Here is an 18,963-nt window from a genome sequence, read left to right on the forward strand (position 1 = left end):
ACCATGAGTTTCGACCCCATCGATTTCCTCGAACGCGCGGTCCAGACGCCCTCCCACGAGGAGGTCGGCAAGATGCGCGACCTGCTGGTAGAGACGCTGGAAAGCGCAGATACCGGGGCTGAAGACGCCGAAATCTCGGTCGAGGTGGACGACGCCGGGAACACCATCGCCGTCAGGGATTCGGGCCGGGTGGGACCCCACGTCGTGCTGAACACTCACATCGATACGGTGCCGCCCCACGTTCCCTTCGAGCGCGACGACGAATCTGGCACGATTCGCGGCCGGGGGTCCTGCGACGCCAAGGGACCGCTTTCGGCCATGCTGGCGGCCTTTCTGGGCACTTCGCCGGAACGGGGCCGGGTCACGCTGGCGGTCACGCCCGACGAGGAGACCGACTCGACCGGCGCGGCGGACCTCGAACTGACCCCCGACCCCGACGCCGTAATCGTGGGCGAACCCACCGAACTCGACGTGTGCAATGCTGGCAAGGGGCGGTTTCAGGCGACCGTCACGGTCCGGGGTGCGAACGCCCACGCCGCCGAACCCGAATCGGGAGTTAACGCGGTCCGCGCTGTCGGGGACCTCTTGGCGGCGCTCGACTCCTTCGACGACCGCGAGGACCGCCCGGACGAGAGCGACTTGCTGGGCGACTCGACGCTGGTCCCGACCACCATCGAGGGCGGCACCGCGACGAATCAGGTGCCCGCCGAATGCTCGTTCGTGGTGGACCGGCGGTCGATTCCACCCGAGACCGCAGAGGGGTTCCGGGACGCGCTGGAGTCGCACCTTCGGGACCACGCCCCGGAGGGTGTCGGCGTCGAAGTGACGCTGGCCGAGCGCGAGACGCCGTTTCTGGCCGCGTTCGAGACGCCCGCCGACTCGGCGGTGGTCCGGGAACTCCGAGACGCCAGCGGCGGGGCAATCCGGCCCTTCGGTGCCGCAACCGAGGCGTCGTACTTCGCCGAGGAGGCCCCGACGGTCGTGTTCGGACCGGGCGCACTGGCCGACGACGAGGGCGCAGTTGCGCACGCTCCTCGGGAGTACGTCCGGATTGCAGAGGTCGAGTCTGCCGCCGACGCGCTCGAAGAGACGCTGGCGGCGCTCTGTGACTGAGGATTAGCTACCGGCCGGCGTGGCCTCGGCGCGATAGCGCTCGTAGCGGCGTTCGCCCCACGAGACCGCCGAACGGTCGTCGTTGACGACGACGCCCCGGAGGACCCCCTGCTCGTCGTAGACGGTCAGCGCGAGCGTGGTGTCGTCGCCGTTCTCGCAATCCACGAGCAAGATACCGTAGGGAATCTGCTCGTCGGTCAGGTAGAGGCCGGCGGACTCGCGGTCGAAGGTTTCGGCGAAGTCGGTGTCCGCTCGATAGTGGTCGGCGACGTCCGCGTCGAGTATCACGTCAGTTCGGGTCTCACTGCTCCGAGACGCCCCGAGTGCGTCGGCGAGACGCCGGGGAAGTACCGGGAGCAGGCCTCGGAACCGGCGGGTGCGGCGTATCGCACGTTCGACCCATCGGGACGGTCGGTCGGGTGCGTACTGCTCGACCGTCGTGATGTCGGCGTTCCGAAATACCGCACGGGGCGGGAGTTCGTCGGTGGCGAAGTGTTCCAGCAGGTCTCGTGCCTCGTGGAGTCGCCGAGCGAAGGTCTGGACCGAATCGTACTCTCGGGCGTAGAGGCGACCGAGGTTGGTCAGCGCGTACCCCGATTGAGTGCGTTCGAGGAGACCGGCGTCTCTGAGGTCGCGGGTCCGCCGGTAGACCGTCTCGGGCGAGACGCCCAGTCGGTCCACGAGCGCCTGTTTGCGGCGAGGACCGTCCCGGAGGGCTTCGACGAGGTCGGCGTATTCGATTAGACAGGTGAACATCGAATTGGAATCGGGGAAGCCTTGTGAGTCCGGCATACTCGGGGACGTTCATACTCTGTTTTCCAAAATAAACATTTTCGGGGGTGTTCAAACTCTGAATACCTCCCAGAAAATTTTATTCTCATTCCAATGATTAAATAAAAATCAGCTCTGTTCGACATGGAACTGTAGCATGACAGACGACAGCTATCGACCGTTCGACCGACGTACATTCCTCAAAACGACTACTGCGGCCGCCGCATCGACTCTCGCAGTCGGGTCTGCCAGCGCCACTCCGGGCAAGGGTAGCGACGTGCGAACCGTCAAGGCCGACTACGAACGAGGCATCTCGACCTCCGACATCGAGCGCGTCCGCCGGGCCGCCCGCCAAGAGTACAACGCTCGCGGTGGCGACCTCGACGACGTTCCCGCTCGCTCGACGCCCGAGGCCGAGGACGGCACCATCGTCTCGTACGCCTACAAAATCGACGCGAACGGGATTCCCCACCAGTACACCGGCATCGCGGGTGACGCCGATTCGGTCGCCAAACTCCACGGCAAGGCCGACAAGCGAGCGGACACGCTCGGCGGCGACGCGACCACGAGTTCCGACGACGTAAGCACGCAGGCCGCCTCGTGGAACACCATCCTCCACGACGAGGCCGACTTCTGCTCGGACCCCTACGGCTGTGTCACCAACAACTTCGACCTCCTCCAGCTACAGGACGACGGTGACTACGCCCAAGACGCCTACAGCATGCACCAGTTCTTCGTGATGGAACCGGGCGTCCAGAAGTACAACAGCAACTGGGCCAACGAGTACGGCTACCCGATGCACGACTGGCGACAGAACAACATGGGTGGCGAGGACTTAGACACCTACGACCCCCTCGGAACCCTCGACGGAAGCCAGACGGTCAACGTCAGCGTCGGCACCGGCGGTGTCAGTCTCGGGTGGCAGTACACCCAGCCGGCGGTCACGACCATCGACAACTCCAGTCCCAGCAGTAACTACGCCAAGTGGTCCGAGGAGTTCAACACGACCGACGCACAGGAAAACACCAACGGGATGCAACCCGGCAGTACGACGTGGATTGACGAGCAGTCGAGCGGAAGCGGCTACTACGACCTGATGGACCTCATCTCGGAAGGGCAGTTCTACGACACCGGGTGGGGAACCGGTCGACACACCCTCAAACACACGTTCCACGTGGACGTGTACTACTGAAACGCCACAAAACCCTTCACCCCCGAAACTTTCTGTACGACTGTCATGAAACGGAACGCGATTGCCGCCCTCCTCGTCGTCGCCGTCGCCGTCGGTGCTGGCGCGTTCGCGGTCGGGTCACAGTCCCAGTCGCCCGCCACCGTGCGTGGCCTCGAAGTCATCGACAGCGAGTGCGACGACGGAGCATACGAGAGTCGCGTCGAACAGCGCCACACAGACGGCGGGACGCGCGTCGTCGTCGAGGACGTTTTCGTCGGCCCCGCGCCTGACCACGGCCTCGACGCCGCGCTGTCCGAGGAGACCGGCGACTACACCCTGACGCTCACGCCCCGCGAGACGACGGCGGACGAGAACCGGGACTGCACCGGCGAACTCCACTACCGCGCCGTGGTCTTCGTCCCCGCCGAGGCGTTCGACCTGACCGTGGTCCACGGCGACGAGACCCACGTGGTCCTCGGCAACGACGAGACCGATTCGTCGGCCGAGTCGAACTCGGCGGCCCGCGAACGGACCCGGACGCCCACGGAGTCGGTGAACACGTCGGTATCGTCCGGGGCCGCCGATTCGGCCTCGTCGGGTCCGGCGACCACGACCGAGTAGACAACTCTTTATTTGCTTGATGGTTGTATAGTTGTCTTTAAGAACTGTTTTGATTGTCGAGTCGAACCACCGGCACTTATCGGGACCGGGCGACTTCCCGGAGACGTGTCCTCGAACGAAACAGACGCTCGCCCGGTCGGGACCGACGACGCCGCCCGTGCTGACGGGGCGCGGACCGCGGGGACGCTCGCCGCCGCGCTTCTCGTACTGGCGTTCGTCGGCGCGGCCACCGCGGGCGTGTTGCAATCGGTCGGGCCGTACCTCCTCGGGGTGTCGGCGCTTGCGGGCGTCCTCCTCGCGCTCAGTCGGCGCTAATCGACGGGCGTCTCCGACCGAACTATTTCGACTGCCAGCGGCCTCACCGCGTGGTCCAGACCACGCTCCGATGCGGGAAGTGATGTCGCCGGATGGCCTCGCTGAGGGTCACGACGCCGCCGACCAGCATCCCAATCGCGGCCAGTCCGAACGTGGTCCGCCAGTTGAAGAAGATGCGGCGCGTGACGAGATACGTCTCGCCGCCGCGCTTGACCGCGAATTTCCCCTTCGTCTTTCGCGGCCCCGGCAGGTCTCTGGGGTCCCGGACGACGATTTTCTCGCCCGCGATGGCCCGGTCCACCGTCCGCTGGTCGCGCTCTGAGAGGTCGCCGAACGAGACCAGCGACTGGGTGTCCTCGGGTATCTCCTCGGCGGTCCCGAGGGAGGCGACTTCGTACTCCAAGGCCCCGACGCCGACGACCAGCGCGCCGGTCAGCAGGAAGATGCCGACGAAAAAGAGGCCGAAGTGGAGGGAGTCGCTCATGCCTCGGAGGTGTACTCGGGCTTATATATCGTTTTCGCTGGGGTGGGAACGATTGACGACCGTTTCTCTATGTTTGGCTCCAACCCAAACGATTATGCGCCCCGAACCCGTAGTCGAACACGTCGCTCGCAGAACGATGTAAGTCGATGAGAAGGCGTGAATTTGGAAAACAACCCACGCTTCGAGTTTCGTGACGGTAGTTTCGTCGAAGTCAGCGTAACCCGCGTTCCAGAAAGCGAAATTCATGACCTGGGAATCAAGTACTCGTTTCAGTTCGTCAACCCGGACGGGACGCCCGTCCTGCGGTACGACAACGCTCACGGCATCCACGAGCGCCACGAGGGCGACGGGGATGGGGTGCCAATCGAGTACGAGGGAAACGTGGAAGCACATCTGGAGCGGTTCTTCGATGAAGTCGAGGACTTGCGTAGGTAGACGCTACCGTCGGGTATTGAGTCGGAGGGGCTCGAATCGCCTCTTGAGCAGTATCAGACGATACACCACCAAGGAGGGAAACAAAATGCTATTAGTAATATAGGGAAATAAATGTATTCGATTTCCAGTCTTTAGCCATATAGTCGAGTCTCATACTCTGACGCGGCAGAAGACCGGCACAGCAAACGCAACCCAACAATCACAACCCACCAAATGTCAGACGACGGCGAAGCGACCCAAGAAAGCCAAAAACTCCGAATCGAATCGGCCCCGTGGGAGTCGTTCAAGAAGCGCGCACTCGAATCCGCTCGGGAGTTCGACCGCGAGGAGGAAGGCGGTCCTCGCGTGCTGAGCTTCCAAGACCCAGAGCAGATTCAGCGCCTCTTGACCCCGCGGCGTCTCGAACTACTCCGGTCGGTGATGGAGGACCCACCGGAGAGCATCCGACAGCTAGCCGACCGCCTCGACCGAAACGTCAGCGACGTTCACGACGACGTGACGCTACTGGAGGAGTACGAAATCGTCGTCCTCGAACAGAACGGCCGCGCCAAGCGACCGGTCGTGCCCTACGACGAAATCGAAATCGCGGTCACGCTGTCGCTACCGAACGAAAGCGGTTCGAACGAACGCAGTCCCGCCGCACCGTGACCGTCGGTGGTTCGTGCGGCGATTGCTGATTTTACTCCGCCTCGTCCAGCGAGGACACCATCTCGCCCGCGATGCCGGTGTACCCGGCGGGCGTGAGGTCCAGCAACTCCTCGCGGGTGGCCTCGTCCACGTCGAGGTCCGCGAACAGGTCCCGGAAGTCGTCCAAGGTCACGCGCTGGCCGCGGGTCAGGTCCTTGACTCGCTCGTAGGCGTCGTCGTGGCCCTCGCGCCGGAGGATGGTCTGGACCGCCTCGCCGATGATTTCGGGGGTCTCCTCCAACTCCTCGCGCATGACCTGCTCGTTCGGCACGACCTTGCCGAGACCGGCCTGCAGTTTGACGTAACCGAGCAGGCAGTAGGCGAACGCGGACCCGATGTTTCGCTTGACCGTCGAGTCCGAGAGGTCGCGCTGAAGCCGAGATTCGGTCACGTAATCGCCCAAGAACACCAAGTCCGAGTTGGCCTTCGAGAGGTTGCCCTCGCTGTTCTCGAAGTCGATGGGGTTGACCTTGTGGGGCATGGTCGAGGACCCGGTTTCGCCCTCGGCGGCCTCCTGTCCCAGATACCGGTCGCTGACGTAGCGCCACGCGTCGCGGTCCAAATCCAGTAGGACGTTGTTCGCGCCCCGGAGCGCGTCGAACAGTTCCGCGAGGTCGTCGCAGGGGTTGACCTGCGTGGTCAGGGGCGCTTGCTCCAGCCCCAACCCTTCCACGAACTCCCGCGAGAAGGCTCGCCAGTCCACGTCGGGGTAGGCCGCGACGTGGGCCGCGTAGGTACCGGAGGCCCCCGCAAGCTTGCCCTGCAATCCGTCGCGGGCCGATTTCACGCGACCAATCGAGCGTCCGAGTCGGGAGGCGAAGACGGCCATCTCCTTGCCGAAGGTGGTCGGGGTCGCTGGCTGGCCGTGGGTCCGGGCGAGCATTGGCACGTCCCGGTACTCGCGGGCGAGGTCCGAGAGGCCCTCCCGAATCGACTGGAGTTCGGGGAGCAGGACCTCCTCGACTGCGCCTTTCACCAGCAGGCGGTACGCGAGGTTGTTCACGTCCTCGCTGGTCAGCGCGAAGTGAATCCACGAGGCAGACCCGTCCAAGTCCTCGGGAAGCCCCTCGCGGACGAAGTACTCGACCGCCTTCACGTCGTGGTTGGTCGCCGAGTAGTCGCCGTAGCCCTCGGTTTCGATTCGTTTGACTATCTCGGCGTCCTCCTCGTCGAAGGTTTCGTAGAGGGACCGTAGCTCCTCGCGGTCGCCCGCATCCAGTTCGAGGGGCGTCACGTCAAGGTCGGCCAGCGAAATCAGATACTCCACTTCGACCTGCACCCGCGCCCGAATCAGGGCGGCCTCGCTGGCGTACTCTCGCAGGGGTTCGGTCCGACCCGCGTACCGACCGTCGAGCGGCGACACCGCATAGAGGGAGTTCATGTCCGAATCTGCCGGGGCGCGCGGCAAAAGCGTGTCGGTCCGAGTCGTCACGGTCGTGCATACTCCGGCGAGTTAGATGGGTTTGAGCCGGCGAAGTATGCTCGTTTTTGCATATCTCCTCGGTCGTAACCGCAATGCCTTTTTGCCGAGACGACGCGGTTTCGAACATGACCCGAATCGCTGGACTCGCCAGCAACCGCGGACGAAACCTGATGCACCTCGCCGACCGGACCCCCGGCGGCGCAGAACTCGGTGTCGTCCTGACCAACGATGCCGACGCGCCAGTGCTTGAGAAGGCCCAGAAGCGCGGAATTCCCACCGAAGTCGTGGAGCTCGACGAGGACGAGTCCCGGCGCGACCACGAACAGCGCGTAGTGTCGGCCCTCGCCGACTACGACTTCGACCTCGTGTGTCTCGACGGCTACATGCGCATCCTCTCGGATACCTTCCTCGGCGAGATGCCGCCGACCCTGAACGTCCACCCGGCGCTCCTGCCAGCCTTCCCCGGCATGGACGTTCACGAGCAGGTCCTCGACGCGGGCGTCAAAACCACTGGGTGTACGGTCCACGTCGTGACGGACGCGACGGACGACGAGGGCGAAGTCGTGGAAGCCGAGGTTGATGCCGGCCCCATCGTCACCCAAGAGCCGATTCCGGTCTACGAGGACGACGACGAGGCCGATTTGAAAGAGCGGGTCCTCTACGAAGGCGAGTTCAAAGCCTACCCCCGCGCCGTGAAGTGGTTCGCCGAGGAGACCCTCGAAATCGCCGCCGACCGGTCCGAGGTCCGCGTCGAGGCCGACGAGGGCGGCGAATTCCCTGCCCGGACGGTCGAGAGTTCGGACCGGACTGCCGACCTGCGGTACGGCGAGAACCCCCATCAGGACGCCGCGCTCTACGGGGACGCGACCTGCGAGGAGGCCAGCGTCGTGGACGCCCCGCAACGCAACGAGGGCGCGAAGGGGATGGGGTACAACAACTACAACGACGCCGACGCCGCGCTCAACCTCGTCAAGGAGTTCGACCGGCCGTCTGCGGCGGTCATCAAGCACACCAACCCCGCCGGTTGCGCTTCCGCGGATACCCTCGCCGAGGCCTACGACCGGGCGCTCTCGACCGACCCCAAGAGCGCGTTCGGCGGCATCGTGGCCCTCAACCGGGAGTGCGACGAGGACACCGCCGAGCAGGTCATCGACTCGTTCAAGGAGGTCGTCGTCGCGCCGGGCTACACCGATTCCGCCCTCGACACGCTGTTCGAGAAGGACAACCTGCGAGTGCTGGACGTTGGCGACGAGGAGGACTTCGGCGAGATTTCCGAGACCACGACCGAGAAGGACCTCGTTGGCGGCCGACTCGTCCAAGAGCGCGACCTACAGGCCCCGACTCGCGACGAGTTGGAGGTCGTGACCGAGCGAGAACCGACCGACGACCAACTCGACTCCCTGCTGTTCGCGTGGCAGACCATCAAGCACGTCAAGTCCAACGCCATCCTGTTCGCCGACGGCACCGAGACAGTCGGGGTCGGCGCGGGGCAGGTCTCCCGCGTCGATGCGGTCGAGATTGCGAAGATGAAGGCCGAGAAAGACGCCGAGGGCAAGTCTGCCGAGGGTGCGGTCATGGCCTCGGACGCCTTCTTCCCCTTCCCGGACGCCATCGAGGCCGCCGCCGAGGCGGGCATCGAGGCGGTCATCCAGCCGGGCGGCTCGGTCAACGACGACGACGTAATCGAGGCCGCCGACGAACACGACATGGCGATGGTCTTTACTGGGAGTCGGTGCTTTAGACACGACTGACCGCAGGGAAGGAGTCGTCTGAAGCTCGGAAGACGCGGTTTGTCTTCCGGCGTTTCCGGGACGACTGACCGCAGGGAAGGAGTCGTCTGAAGCTCGGAAGACGCGGTTTGTCTTCCGGCGTTTCCGGGACGACTGAGCGAGAGAGTCGTCAGAACTCGTTTCTGAGGACGGTTCGGACAGCGGAAATTTTATCGCCGTCACGCTGTTCGGTTCTCGTCGTGTCGGTACCGACTGACTGCGTGCGGTCCGGGTTAGAGTACATCGCCGCGAAAGTGGACCACGGCGGGCAGGTGTACGTCATCGACATCGGGCGGGACGTGATTCACTCGGCCCCGCTGATTCTGACGACGTGGGACGACTCGACGGCCGTCGAAACTGGGTCGTTCGCCCACGCGGTGTTCGGGCCGAAACACATGGCCAAATCCTACACGCCGGACGAGAACGTTCGCGTCACCTACGACCACGGTGCCGAACCGCCGGGCGAGACGGACCTCGGCGAGTGGTCGTCGGTGAGACTCGCCGATGTCGGGCGCGAGTACCGCGAATACTACCGGGAGAACAGCGGCGACTTCTACACGCCTGTCGAGAATCCCGTCGAGACGGTAACGACCGTCCTCGACGAGAGATAGGCCAGACAGATACTCGCTCGCGGACTGTGTGCCCCTCGCGTGGTCGGGAGCGACCGAGTTCCGAGTCACGCCACCGGCCCCATCCGACTCTCGGCGGTCGCCTCTCGGAAGACGAGATTCAAGTGCGACCGCCGCCAACGAACCGGTGATGGGACTCGCAGACGACCCGAAGGTCAAACTCCTCGCCAGCGGATTCGCGCTCTCGCTGTTCGCGCTCGTCGGTCTCGTCGGGTTCGGCCTCGTCGCTGGCCTCTCGACGCTCGCTGGGCCGCCTGCGGGGGCCTCGCTGGTCTTCGCCGTCCTGAGCGCCGTCGCGCCGTATCTGGTCGCGTCGGCGCTGGTCGGGATGCTCTCGCTGTTCCTGCTGGTCGGCCTCGTCGTCACGGCGGTCCGGAGCGCCTCGGTCCCCCGGAGTAATCGCCTCGCGCGCTTGGCCCGGTTGGTGGAGCGGTACTCGTCCGAAGCGCGGGAACTCCGACTGTCCGAGCGCCTCGAACCCACGACCGAGGACCGCATCGACCAGTTGAAACGGGAGTACGTCGAGGGCGACATCACCGAGCTGGAGTACGAACGCCGCTTGCAAGACCTGATGGCCGACGACAGCATGAGCGACCAGCGGGTCCGGCGCGAGTACGAGCGGACCGACCGGAACAGTCGGGAACGCGAGTTCGAGTGGTGAGACGGCGACTCGTCGCCGCCGGAGAGACACCGACAGATATCTTAAAGAAACAGGTACGATTCTCAGGCAAAGGATATTCGTTGTTAATCGGTCTCCTCCGGTCTCGTCGGGTCCAGAAAACGGCTCCAGTTCGGAAACCGCAAAGCGTAACGGTCGGTTACATTTCGCAGTAACAGCCGTCGTCGTTGCAGAAGCAATCCATCGGCGAGATGCTGAACAGGAACATTCTTTGTCACCTCCACCCACACCATAAAACATTAATTAAAAATTCTTTTCTAAGGATATTTTACACCTCCGGTGAGGGTCCGACACTCTAAAGCGCGCCGCGTTAGTTCACGCAGACATGGACTACCACGAGGCGGCGAACTTTCTGTTCGACCTGCGGCGGTTCCGCCCCAAACCGGGGACGGAATCGACCGCGGACCTGCTCGCCCACCTCGGAAACCCTCACGAGGAGGTCGATTTCGTGCAGGTGGCGGGGTCGAACGGGAAGGGTTCGACGGCCCGGATGGCCGAGCGCGCCCTGCGAGAGGCCGGCCTCGATGTCGGACTCTACACTTCCCCGCACTTCGACGACGTTCGGGAGCGCGTGCAGGTGAACGGCCGGAAGATTCCAAAGACCGCCCTCGCCGAGTACGTCGAGTCGGTCCGCGAGTACGTCAACGACCGCGCGGCGGACGGCGAGGCCCCCACCTTCTTCGAGGTCGTGACCGGACTGGCGCTCTGGCACTTCGGCTGTGAGGACGTGGACGTGGCGCTCCTCGAGGTCGGCATCGGCGGCAAGTACGACGCCACGAGCGTCGTGAATCCGGTCGCCAGCGCAGTCACCAGCGTCACGCTCGAACACACCGGCATCATCGGCGAGACCATCGCGGAAATCGCCACCGACAAGGCCCACGTCGCGCCGGAGGACGCACCCCTCGTCACCGCGACGACCGGCGAGGCGCTGGACGCCGTGACGGAGCAGGCCGGAGCGGTCGTCCGAGTCGGCGAGGACGACGACGCCGACGTGCAGGTCGAGTACGGCGGGCGAACCAACCACACCGAGGCCGCCGTCTCCCTCTCCGGGCCGGACTGGGAGGTCGAGACGGCGATTCCGCTCCTCGGCGAGTTTCAGGCCCGGAACGCTGGCGTGGCGGCCGCGCTGGCCCGGCAGGTCAGCGACGTGACCGACGAGCAACTGGCCCGAGGCCTCCGGAAGGCCGACTGGCCCGGCCGATTCGAGGTGATGGGCCGAGACCCCGTCGTGGTTCTCGACGGGGCGCACAACCCCGGCGCGTGCGAGGCCCTCGCCGACACCCTCGCGGAGTTCGAGGACGAGATTTCGGACCTCCACCTCGTCTTCGGCGCGATGCACGACAAGGACCTCCGCGGCATGGCCGAGGCCCTGCCGACGCCCGACCGAGTTGTCGCCTGCCAACCGAACCTCGACCGGGCCGAGGACGAGGAGGTCGTCGCCCGCGCCTTCGAGGAGTCCGGAGCGAACGAGGTCCTGACCCGGAACGCGGTCGAAGGCGCGCTCGAAAACGCACTCGACGCCGCCGAATCTGACGACCTCGTGGTGGTCACGGGCTCGCTCTACGCCGTCGCCGAGGCCCGGACCCGGTGGACCCGCGCCGAGATTCCCAAGCGCATCCGAAATCTGGACGACGCCCGCGAGGCCTTGGAGGGTGCCGACGTGACGAGTCCCGGCGTCTGGCGGATGCGCGGCAAGGCGGTCCACCGCGTCCTGAAGACCCGCGTGCAGGTCCGACAGGCCCGCTACCTCAAAGAGGAGATGCTGAGCCTCGGCGGGGAGTGTGCGGTCTCGGGCACCAACGAGCAGGACGACGAGAACGTGGACGTGGTGCTGATGGGCACGCTGGCCCAGTTCAAGCGCCTCGCCGGGAAACTCGACGGCCAACCCTACGGTCTCTCGGTGTTCGCCGACGACGTGCGCGAGGCGCTGGGCATCCAGACCGACCCCGACCGCCGTGGCTACCCGTGGGAGGACGGCACCGCGGTCATGGGCATCCTGAACGTCACGCCAGACTCCTTCCACGACGGCGGCCGGTACGAGGCCGTCGAGGACGCAATCTCGCGCGCCGAGGAGATGGCCCAAGCAGGCGCGGACATCATCGACGTTGGCGGCGAGTCCACTCGCCCCGGCGCGGACGAGATTTCGGTCGAGGACGAAATCGACCGCGTGGTGCCCGTCATCGAGGAGATTTCGGACCTCGACCTGCTAGTCTCCATCGACACCCGGAAGGCCCCGGTCGCAGAGGCCGCCCTCGAAGCGGGCGCGGACATTCTTAACGACGTGTCGGGCCTCGAAGACCCCGAGATGCGCTTCGTCGCGGCCGAGTACGACGCGCCCATCGTCGTGATGCACAGCATCGACGCCCCGGTGGTTCCGGACCGGGACGTTCACTACGACGACGTGGTGGAGGACGTAATCGACGAACTGGAGGAGCGCGTCCTGCTGGCCGAGAAGGCCGGACTCGACCGCGAGCAAATCATCGTGGACCCCGGCCTCGGGTTCGGCAAGTCGAGCGCCGAGAGCTTCGAACTACTGGGCCGGACCGACGAGTTCCACGCGCTGGAGTGTCCCGTACTGGTCGGGCATTCGCACAAGTCGATGTTCGGCCTCCTCGGCGAGGACGACGACAGAACCGCGGCGACAGTCGCCGGGACCGCGATTGCGGCCGAACGTGGGGCCGACATCGTTCGAGTCCACGACGTTGCGGAGAACGTCGCGGCGGTGAACGCGGTGGAAGCGGCGGACACTCCCGAGCGGTTCGAAGAATAGACTCTTAATTCCGTGTTTGAGAAAGAAATTCTGTTGCTTCGGGTTCCTCTCTGTTTCCAAGAACTGTATGAAACGGTCCAAGAGTGTCTGCTGGACCTCTCAGTTCAGATGTCCATCAGCGCCTGCCACGTGTCGTGGCCGACAACGCCGTCCACGGTGAGACCGGCGCTGGTCTGGAAGTCCTCGATTGCGCTCCGGGTCTCCGGGCCGTAGTAGCCGTCCACCGCGATGTCGTAGCCCTGTCCGTAGTTGAGGTGATGCTGTGCGCCGTAGGTCGCCCACCATGGGTCGTCCTCGGCGTCCCAGACGACGACGTAGAGTTCGTTCCACGTCTCCGGGCCGACGATGCCGTCCACGGTGATGTTGCGGTCGCTCTGGAACTGCTCGATGGTGGTTTCGACTTCGGTCCCGTAGATGCCGTCGTGGTAGTCGAGGGGATAGCCGTTCTCCTCCAGCAGGTACTGGATGGAGTAGACCGCTTCGGCTTGGTCGCCGTAGGAGTAGGTGGGCCAACTGTAGGACGTACCGCCGTCACCGCCACCGCCGTTGTTCGTGCCGCCCACGAGGTCCATGTAGTAGTCCCAGTCCCACGTCGAACCGGGGTCGGTGTGGTTGTTGGGTCCGCAGTCGGACTCGGGGACCTGATGGTGGCCGATGATACCGCCGTCGGTGCTGGCGTCGCAGGGCGCGACGCCCGAGGGGTGATTCTTCGGGATGTTGTACTGGTCGCAGAGCGAACTCACGATGTTGGCCGACTTCTTGTAGAGGGCGTCAGTGAACTGGGTCTGGTCGGTGTAGCCGCCGTGTTCGATGCCGATGGAGTAGTAGTTGTAGTTCTGGCCGCCAGCGTGCCACGCCTTGTCCTCGTGGTGGACCATCTGGGATGCGTACCCGTCGGAGTTCCGGATGGCGTAGTGGGCGCTCACGTCCGCTGACGGGTCTTGGAACCACCCGACCATGCCGCCGTAATCGCCCTCGCCGACGTGGATGACCACCCAGTCGATTGCTTCCGCGCCCCGCGAGGCGCTGGTGTAGTTGCTCGAATCCGCGGGTCGGAAGTCGTCAACGTAGGGGTCTTGGGTGTGGTACGCCGCCGCGGTGTCTGCGAGCGCACCGACGGTCGCAGTCGCGCCGATGGCCTTTAGAAAACTGCGTCGAGTGTTTCGTTCTGTCACGCGAAATCTAAACTAACGGACTCGCCGGGGGCATTAATATTTTTCTAGGCTCGAAATGAGTTAATTATCTAAGGGAACGCCGGAGCGGGCTTCACAGCAGGACGACCAACAGCGCGACGACGGCCACGACCAGCACGAGGCCACCGGCGACTGCGGCGGGTTCGACCCAACTCATGCGCTCTCCGGCCTCGTCGTAGGCGGTCAGGTAGGTGTCGAGGACGGCCTCCTCGTCGTACTCCGAGAAGTTCTCGTTGAAATCGAGGCGTTCCATCTCGCTGGCCGTGACAAGCGCGTCGGTGAGTTCCTGCTCGCTGGTGGTCCGAAACGCGCGCTCCTCCTGTTCGACCAGTTCGTGGGCGCTCGACTCGACGTGGTACTCGACCACGCCAGCACACCCGCAGGTCAGCGCCCGGAGCATGTCGGTGGGAAAGGCTTCCCGGCGGGCGGTCTGGGCGTAGACGTGGGCACCTTTGAACGCCGAGAGTCGGTTTTCGAGAGGCTGGTCGCCCGCGAAGGAAACGCGGTCCTCGATTCGCAGGTCCCGGACTTGTCGCTCGTAGACCTCGCGTTCGGGACCGTCGCCGATAACGACCGCCGACCAGTCGTGGTCGCGGAGTTCGGCGAGCGCCAGCAGGAGGCTTTCGAGGTTGGCGTCGGCGTCGAGTCGCCGCGAGTACACGATGTCGGCGACCTCTCGGGGTTCGATGGCGCGGATGGCGTCCACGTCGATGGCGTTGGGCACGACCCAAACCGCGTCGTCCTCGGCACCGAGTTCCCGAACGCGGGTTTTGACGGTTTCGGAGGGCGCGAGAACGAGGTCGGGCACTGTCGCACAGAGCCGCCAGAGAGGGTCGTCGGCGTCGCCCGCGTCGGGCGAGGTGTACCAATCGACGACGAGGGGCGCGCGGAGGACGAGGCTAGCCAGTTTCGCGGAGAGGACGTGTGTCGGGTCGGCGACGGTGGCCTGAATCACGTCCGGGTCCACGGCCCGGAGCGCAGACGGGAGCGAGACGGCGAATCGACCCTCGCCGGGCGGGTCGCTGGTGACTGCCCGGTAGGTCACGCCGTCCTGCTCGAACGTCTCGTGGTCGCCGTCCCACCACTGTCCACAGCAGACGACCACGTCGTGGCCCCGGCCAGCGAGCGCCTCGGCGGTGCGCCGGATTCGCCGCGTCGCCCCGGTTTCGCGGTGTTGGGCCACCGTCTCCGAGACGAACGCGACGCGCATACGAATCGCCACGAAGCGGCCCACTAAAAACCCAACCCTTCTCGGTTGCACCGCCGAGTCGGTGGTAGAAGCTACCCGAAACGACGCCGGAAAATGGCTTTTAGTCCTCGACCCGAAGGATGAAGTCGGGCGCGGCGTTGTCCGCGCGCTGTCGCCACTGCCGAAGGTCGTAGGTGTGGGCCATCGCAATCACGCCGAAGGCGGCGATGACCAGCAGGGTGTACTGGACGCCCGACAGGAGCGTGAAGGGGTATAGCCCGGTCCAGACCGAGGCCAGCGCGCCCAGACTCAGCGCCGAGAGGCCGAGGTACAACCGGTGCCACGGGAGCGAGGTCTGTGGGTCGCTGGCGAGTTGGAGGTCGAGGCGAGTCGCCCGTTCGGTCACTTCGATAGTCCCCTCGTCGGGGTCGTAGTTCAGCACTCCCGCTGACTCCAACTTCGGGAGATGGGTCTGGTGGAGGGCGCTGTACACCGATTTGCGCTGACTCGACGAGACCTCCGGGACGGTCGTGTCGTTCTCCCACGCCGCAACCTGCTTGGCGAGTTCACCGAGCGTGACGGGACCACCATATCGCTGGAGGTAGTAGAGGACGTACCGCCGACGGAGATTCTTTACGGCGTGGAAGACCTCCTCGCGGGACGGACGTGTGGTTTCGGAAGTCATTCGTATCGCAGAGACAGACGACAAATCGACGGATAAACCGATTTGAACGTTTAGCGCGCCGTAACGACTGTTCAAGATTTTAACCGAAACTTGCCCCCGCGTGCGCTGAAGAAACATCTCCGTTCCGGTAGCGAGTTTCGATTCGAATTCGGGGGCGAAACTGTCGTCCGGTTGGTCGCCCGGACTTCGGCCGAGACCGGTCCGCCGAGCGGTCGGTACGACCGCCGAGAGCGACCGGCCGACCGATGCCAAATTGGAACCTGCCGTTACGCCGCTTTCATTGCCGGTTTCAAGCGAGCATGAGAGATAGTCTCTACCTACGGGCACTCGAACCACCCCATGATTCGACGGGGGTAAACGAGGAGCCACGGGAACTGGGTGGGACAGACGCTCTCACCGGCGGATGGTGCGAGGACGACGAGTCGGGGCGAGCGCGCGGAGTTCCGGAGTCCAAAACGCTTTCCCCGTCGCCTTGTAATCCATCCCCATGCCGAAGTACGATTTCGAGCGGTATCTCAACGTGCGGAACGCGAACACGCCGTCGTTCGGTCCCGACGGCGACCGCCTGTCGTTTCTGATGGACACCACGGGTGTCCCGCAGGTGTGGCGTCTCGACAGTCCCCAGACGTGGCCCCAACAGCTAACCTTCGAGGAGGAGCGCGTTTCGTTCGCCGACTGGTCGCCCGAGCGCGACGAACTCGTCTTCGGGATGGACCAAGGCGGCGACGAACACACCCAACTGTTCCGCCTCGACGGCGACGGCGAGACGCTGACACCGCTGACCGACCACCCCGAGGCCATCCACAACTGGGGCGGATGGAGCCACGACGGTGACCGGTTCGCGTTCACCGCCAACCGGCGCGACCAGTCGGTGTTCGACGTGTACGTCCAGCACCGCGACGAGGAGGGCGACGACGCGGAACTCGTCTGCGAGGGCGACGGGTGGTTCATCCCGGCCGGATGGAGTCCCGACGACGAACGCCTCGCGGTCGTGGAGATGCACTCTAGCTTCGACTACGACGTGTACGTCATCGAGGTGGAGTCCGGGGAGTTGAACCACCTGACGCCCCACGAGGGCGACGTTCGCTACCAGAATCCCAACTGGGCACCCGACGGCGATGCGCTCTATCTCACCACCGACAAGGACGCCGACACGACCTACGTCGCCCGCCTCGACGTAGAGACCGGCGACCTCGAAACCGTGGCCGAGGGGGGCGACTGGAACGTCGAGAACCTGACCGTGGACGACGACACCGGCCGGTTCGTCTTCGGCGTGAACGCCGACGGCTATACCGAACTCACGGTTGGCGAACTCACCGGTCCCACCGACTACGACGAGTTCGCTGACCCCGACCTGCCTCGGGCCGTGACGAGCGGGGCGACCTTCGATACCGACGCCGACCGCTTCGCGCTCGCCGTGACCGGAAGCACCCAGAACACCAACGTCTACGTCGTGGATGTCGAAACTGGCGAGTCCGAGCGGTGGACCGACGCCGCGACAGCAGGCCTCCCCAAGTCCTCGTTCGTGGAACCCGAACTGGTCCGGTACGAGACCTTCGACGGTCGGGAGATTCCGGCCTTCCTCTCGGTGCCCCAGACCGAAGGCGCGGCGGCGACCGAGGACGGCGGGATGCCCGTCATCGTGGACATCCACGGTGGTCCCGAAAGCCAGCGACGCCCGACTTTCCACCCCATCAAGCAGTACTTCCTCAATCGGGGCTACGCCTACTTCGAACCCAACGTCCGGGGGTCGTCTGGCTACGGCAAGGCCTACACCCATCTGGACGACGTGGAGAAGCGGATGGACTCGGTGGCCGACATCGAGGCCGGCGTGAAGTGGCTCCACGACCGCCCCGAAATCGACCCCGAGAAGGTCGTCGCCTTCGGCGGGTCCTACGGCGGGTTCATGGTGCTGGCCAGTCTGACCGAGTACCCCGACCTCTGGGCGGCGGGCGTGGACATCGTGGGCATCGCCAACTTCGTCACCTTCCTCGAAAACACGGGCGACTGGCGGCGCGAACACCGCGAGGCCGAGTACGGGTCGTTGGACGACGACCGCGAGTTCCTCGAATCCATCAGTCCGACCAACAACATCGAGAACATCGAAGCGCCCCTGCTGGTCCTCCACGGCGCGAACGACCCCCGCGTCCCGGTCGGCGAGGCCGAGCAAATCGCCGAGACAGCGGCCGAGCAGGGCGTTCCGGTCGAAAAACTCGTCTTCGACGACGAGGGCCACGGCTTCACGAAACTCGAAAACCGCATCGAGGCCTACACCACCGTCGCCGACTTCTTGGACGAACACGTCTGAGTCGGCGGGCGCGGTGCTGGCCGACGGGCAGTAGCGGTGATGGGCGGCGGACGGGGGCTACTCTCCCACGCTCGGCGGTCGCTCGTCGGCACCGAGTCTGGACTGGCGACCGTGGTAGACGTGGGCGACCCCCGAGACGGCGAGGACGAGCGCCATCGCCGCCGAGAGCGTCACGCCCGGCACGTCGGCGAACGGCGAGACGCCGACGGTCGCTGAGAGCGTGACGGAGACGAACAGGAGTCCCAACAGCAGGTAGTACTGGCTCCACGAAATCTCGTCGCCGGGGACGACTTCGAGGTAGACCCGGAGGTCCGAGAGGCCGTCGGTCGCCGTCACGGTACTCCGCGAGGAGTCGAACTCGACGAGTCCGGCGTCGTCCATCTTCGGCAGGTGGGCCTGCTGGAGCGCGTTGTACACTCGCTTTCGCTCGGTCGAGGTCACCTCGTCGGGTCGCTTGTCGTTCTCCCACGCCGCAATCGTCCGCGAGAGGTCGCGGAGTTCGGCCTCGCCGTCGGCGTCGAGGAGGTAGTAGACGACGTACCTGCGTCGTCGGTTGCTCAGCATCTCGAAGACGACTTCCTGCGTGAACTCCTCGGGTGGGTCGGGTGCGGTCTCGGGGCGGTCGAGCGTTCCGGTAGACATGTTCTGGGTAACTCTCCCCTATCGGTTCGGGCCGGTCAGTCAACGATACCTTATTTATAATTTTCAGTTACTATTTATC

General features: G+C 64.9%; 18 protein-coding genes. 11 read left to right on the forward strand and 7 right to left on the reverse strand.

Annotation, left to right across the window (positions count from 1 at the left end; genetic code table 11):
* Positions 1-3: 3 nt before the first annotated feature.
* Positions 4-1,113 carry a M20 family metallopeptidase gene (locus tag P2T57_RS00245; protein ID WP_276300469.1) on the forward strand — a complete coding sequence of 370 codons (1,110 nt, stop codon included), beginning with the start codon at positions 4-6 and terminating at the stop codon, positions 1,111-1,113.
* 3 nt (positions 1,114-1,116) lie between these two features.
* On the opposite strand, the gene P2T57_RS00250 is transcribed toward P2T57_RS00245, so the two are convergent.
* A complete protein-coding gene (locus tag P2T57_RS00250; RefSeq protein ID WP_276300471.1) occupies positions 1,117-1,905 on the reverse strand; it encodes a helix-turn-helix transcriptional regulator in 789 nt (262 codons plus the stop codon).
* A gap of 136 nt (positions 1,906-2,041) precedes the next feature.
* Here P2T57_RS00250 and P2T57_RS00255 point away from each other — a divergent pair, with 136 nt between their 5' ends.
* The 3 genes from P2T57_RS00255 to P2T57_RS00265 all read left to right on the forward strand — a co-directional run bounded on the left by P2T57_RS00255 (position 2,042) and on the right by P2T57_RS00265 (position 3,991).
* Positions 2,042-3,076, forward strand: coding sequence for a hypothetical protein (locus P2T57_RS00255; protein ID WP_276300472.1), 1,035 nt, complete (start codon positions 2,042-2,044; stop codon positions 3,074-3,076).
* Positions 3,077-3,121: 45 nt separating this feature from the next.
* Positions 3,122-3,676: a hypothetical protein gene (locus P2T57_RS00260; protein ID WP_276300473.1), complete on the forward strand. Its 555-nt coding sequence runs from the start codon at positions 3,122-3,124 to the stop codon at positions 3,674-3,676.
* A 105-nt stretch (positions 3,677-3,781) separates the two neighbouring features.
* Positions 3,782-3,991, forward strand: a complete 210-nt coding sequence (locus tag P2T57_RS00265; RefSeq protein ID WP_276300474.1) for a hypothetical protein — start codon at positions 3,782-3,784, stop codon at positions 3,989-3,991.
* 43 nt (positions 3,992-4,034) lie between these two features.
* Here P2T57_RS00265 and P2T57_RS00270 read toward each other — a convergent pair whose 3' ends face one another.
* Positions 4,035-4,475: a DUF7979 domain-containing protein gene (locus tag P2T57_RS00270; RefSeq protein WP_276300475.1), complete on the reverse strand. Its 441-nt coding sequence runs from the start codon at positions 4,473-4,475 to the stop codon at positions 4,035-4,037.
* Positions 4,476-4,631: 156 nt separating this feature from the next.
* Here P2T57_RS00270 and P2T57_RS00275 point away from each other — a divergent pair, with 156 nt between their 5' ends.
* Together P2T57_RS00275 and P2T57_RS00280 are read left to right on the forward strand one after the other, a co-directional pair.
* Positions 4,632-4,910 carry a toxin-antitoxin system TumE family protein gene (locus tag P2T57_RS00275; RefSeq protein ID WP_276300476.1) on the forward strand — a complete coding sequence of 93 codons (279 nt, stop codon included), beginning with the start codon at positions 4,632-4,634 and terminating at the stop codon, positions 4,908-4,910.
* 213 nt (positions 4,911-5,123) lie between these two features.
* Positions 5,124-5,558: an HVO_A0114 family putative DNA-binding protein gene (locus tag P2T57_RS00280; protein ID WP_276300477.1), complete on the forward strand. Its 435-nt coding sequence runs from the start codon at positions 5,124-5,126 to the stop codon at positions 5,556-5,558.
* 31 nt (positions 5,559-5,589) lie between these two features.
* Here the strand turns inward: P2T57_RS00280 and purB are convergent, their stop codons facing one another.
* A complete protein-coding gene (purB, locus tag P2T57_RS00285; protein ID WP_276300478.1) occupies positions 5,590-6,978 on the reverse strand; it encodes an adenylosuccinate lyase in 1,389 nt (462 codons plus the stop codon).
* 167 nt (positions 6,979-7,145) lie between these two features.
* On the opposite strand from purB, the gene purN reads away from it, so the two are divergent.
* From purN to folP, 4 genes are all read left to right on the forward strand, one after another.
* Positions 7,146-8,771, forward strand: a complete 1,626-nt coding sequence (gene purN / locus P2T57_RS00290) for a phosphoribosylglycinamide formyltransferase (RefSeq protein ID WP_276300479.1) — start codon at positions 7,146-7,148, stop codon at positions 8,769-8,771.
* A 218-nt stretch (positions 8,772-8,989) separates the two neighbouring features.
* Positions 8,990-9,400, forward strand: a complete 411-nt coding sequence (locus P2T57_RS00295) for a hypothetical protein (RefSeq protein ID WP_276300480.1) — start codon at positions 8,990-8,992, stop codon at positions 9,398-9,400.
* A gap of 148 nt (positions 9,401-9,548) precedes the next feature.
* On the forward strand, positions 9,549-10,079 hold the full coding sequence (locus P2T57_RS00300; RefSeq protein WP_276300481.1) for an inorganic phosphate transporter: 531 nt from the start codon (positions 9,549-9,551) through the stop codon (positions 10,077-10,079).
* Between the two features lie 343 nt (positions 10,080-10,422).
* Entirely contained in the window at positions 10,423-12,867 is a 2,445-nt protein-coding gene (folP, locus tag P2T57_RS00305; protein WP_276300482.1) for a dihydropteroate synthase, read from the forward strand.
* 104 nt (positions 12,868-12,971) lie between these two features.
* Here folP and P2T57_RS00310 read toward each other — a convergent pair whose 3' ends face one another.
* The 3 genes from P2T57_RS00310 to P2T57_RS00320 all read right to left on the reverse strand — a co-directional run bounded on the left by P2T57_RS00310 (position 12,972) and on the right by P2T57_RS00320 (position 15,934).
* Positions 12,972-14,042 (reverse strand): peptidoglycan recognition protein family protein, encoded by a 1,071-nt coding sequence (locus tag P2T57_RS00310; RefSeq protein ID WP_276300483.1) that lies wholly within the window; start codon positions 14,040-14,042, stop codon positions 12,972-12,974.
* A 91-nt stretch (positions 14,043-14,133) separates the two neighbouring features.
* Entirely contained in the window at positions 14,134-15,270 is a 1,137-nt protein-coding gene (locus tag P2T57_RS00315) for a glycosyltransferase (RefSeq protein ID WP_276300484.1), read from the reverse strand.
* 100 nt (positions 15,271-15,370) lie between these two features.
* Positions 15,371-15,934: a DUF7344 domain-containing protein gene (locus tag P2T57_RS00320; RefSeq protein WP_276300485.1), complete on the reverse strand. Its 564-nt coding sequence runs from the start codon at positions 15,932-15,934 to the stop codon at positions 15,371-15,373.
* Positions 15,935-16,421: 487 nt separating this feature from the next.
* Between P2T57_RS00320 and P2T57_RS00325 the strand changes: the two genes are divergently transcribed.
* Complete coding sequence (locus P2T57_RS00325) at positions 16,422-18,242, forward strand: S9 family peptidase (protein ID WP_276300486.1); 1,821 nt, start codon at positions 16,422-16,424, stop codon at positions 18,240-18,242.
* Between the two features lie 57 nt (positions 18,243-18,299).
* Here P2T57_RS00325 and P2T57_RS00330 read toward each other — a convergent pair whose 3' ends face one another.
* On the reverse strand, positions 18,300-18,884 hold the full coding sequence (locus P2T57_RS00330) for a DUF7344 domain-containing protein (RefSeq protein ID WP_276300487.1): 585 nt from the start codon (positions 18,882-18,884) through the stop codon (positions 18,300-18,302).
* Positions 18,885-18,963: the final 79 nt, after the last annotated feature.

It is taken from the genome of Halorussus lipolyticus, assembly GCF_029338375.1.
Taxonomy (GTDB): domain Archaea; phylum Halobacteriota; class Halobacteria; order Halobacteriales; family Haladaptataceae; genus Halorussus; species Halorussus lipolyticus.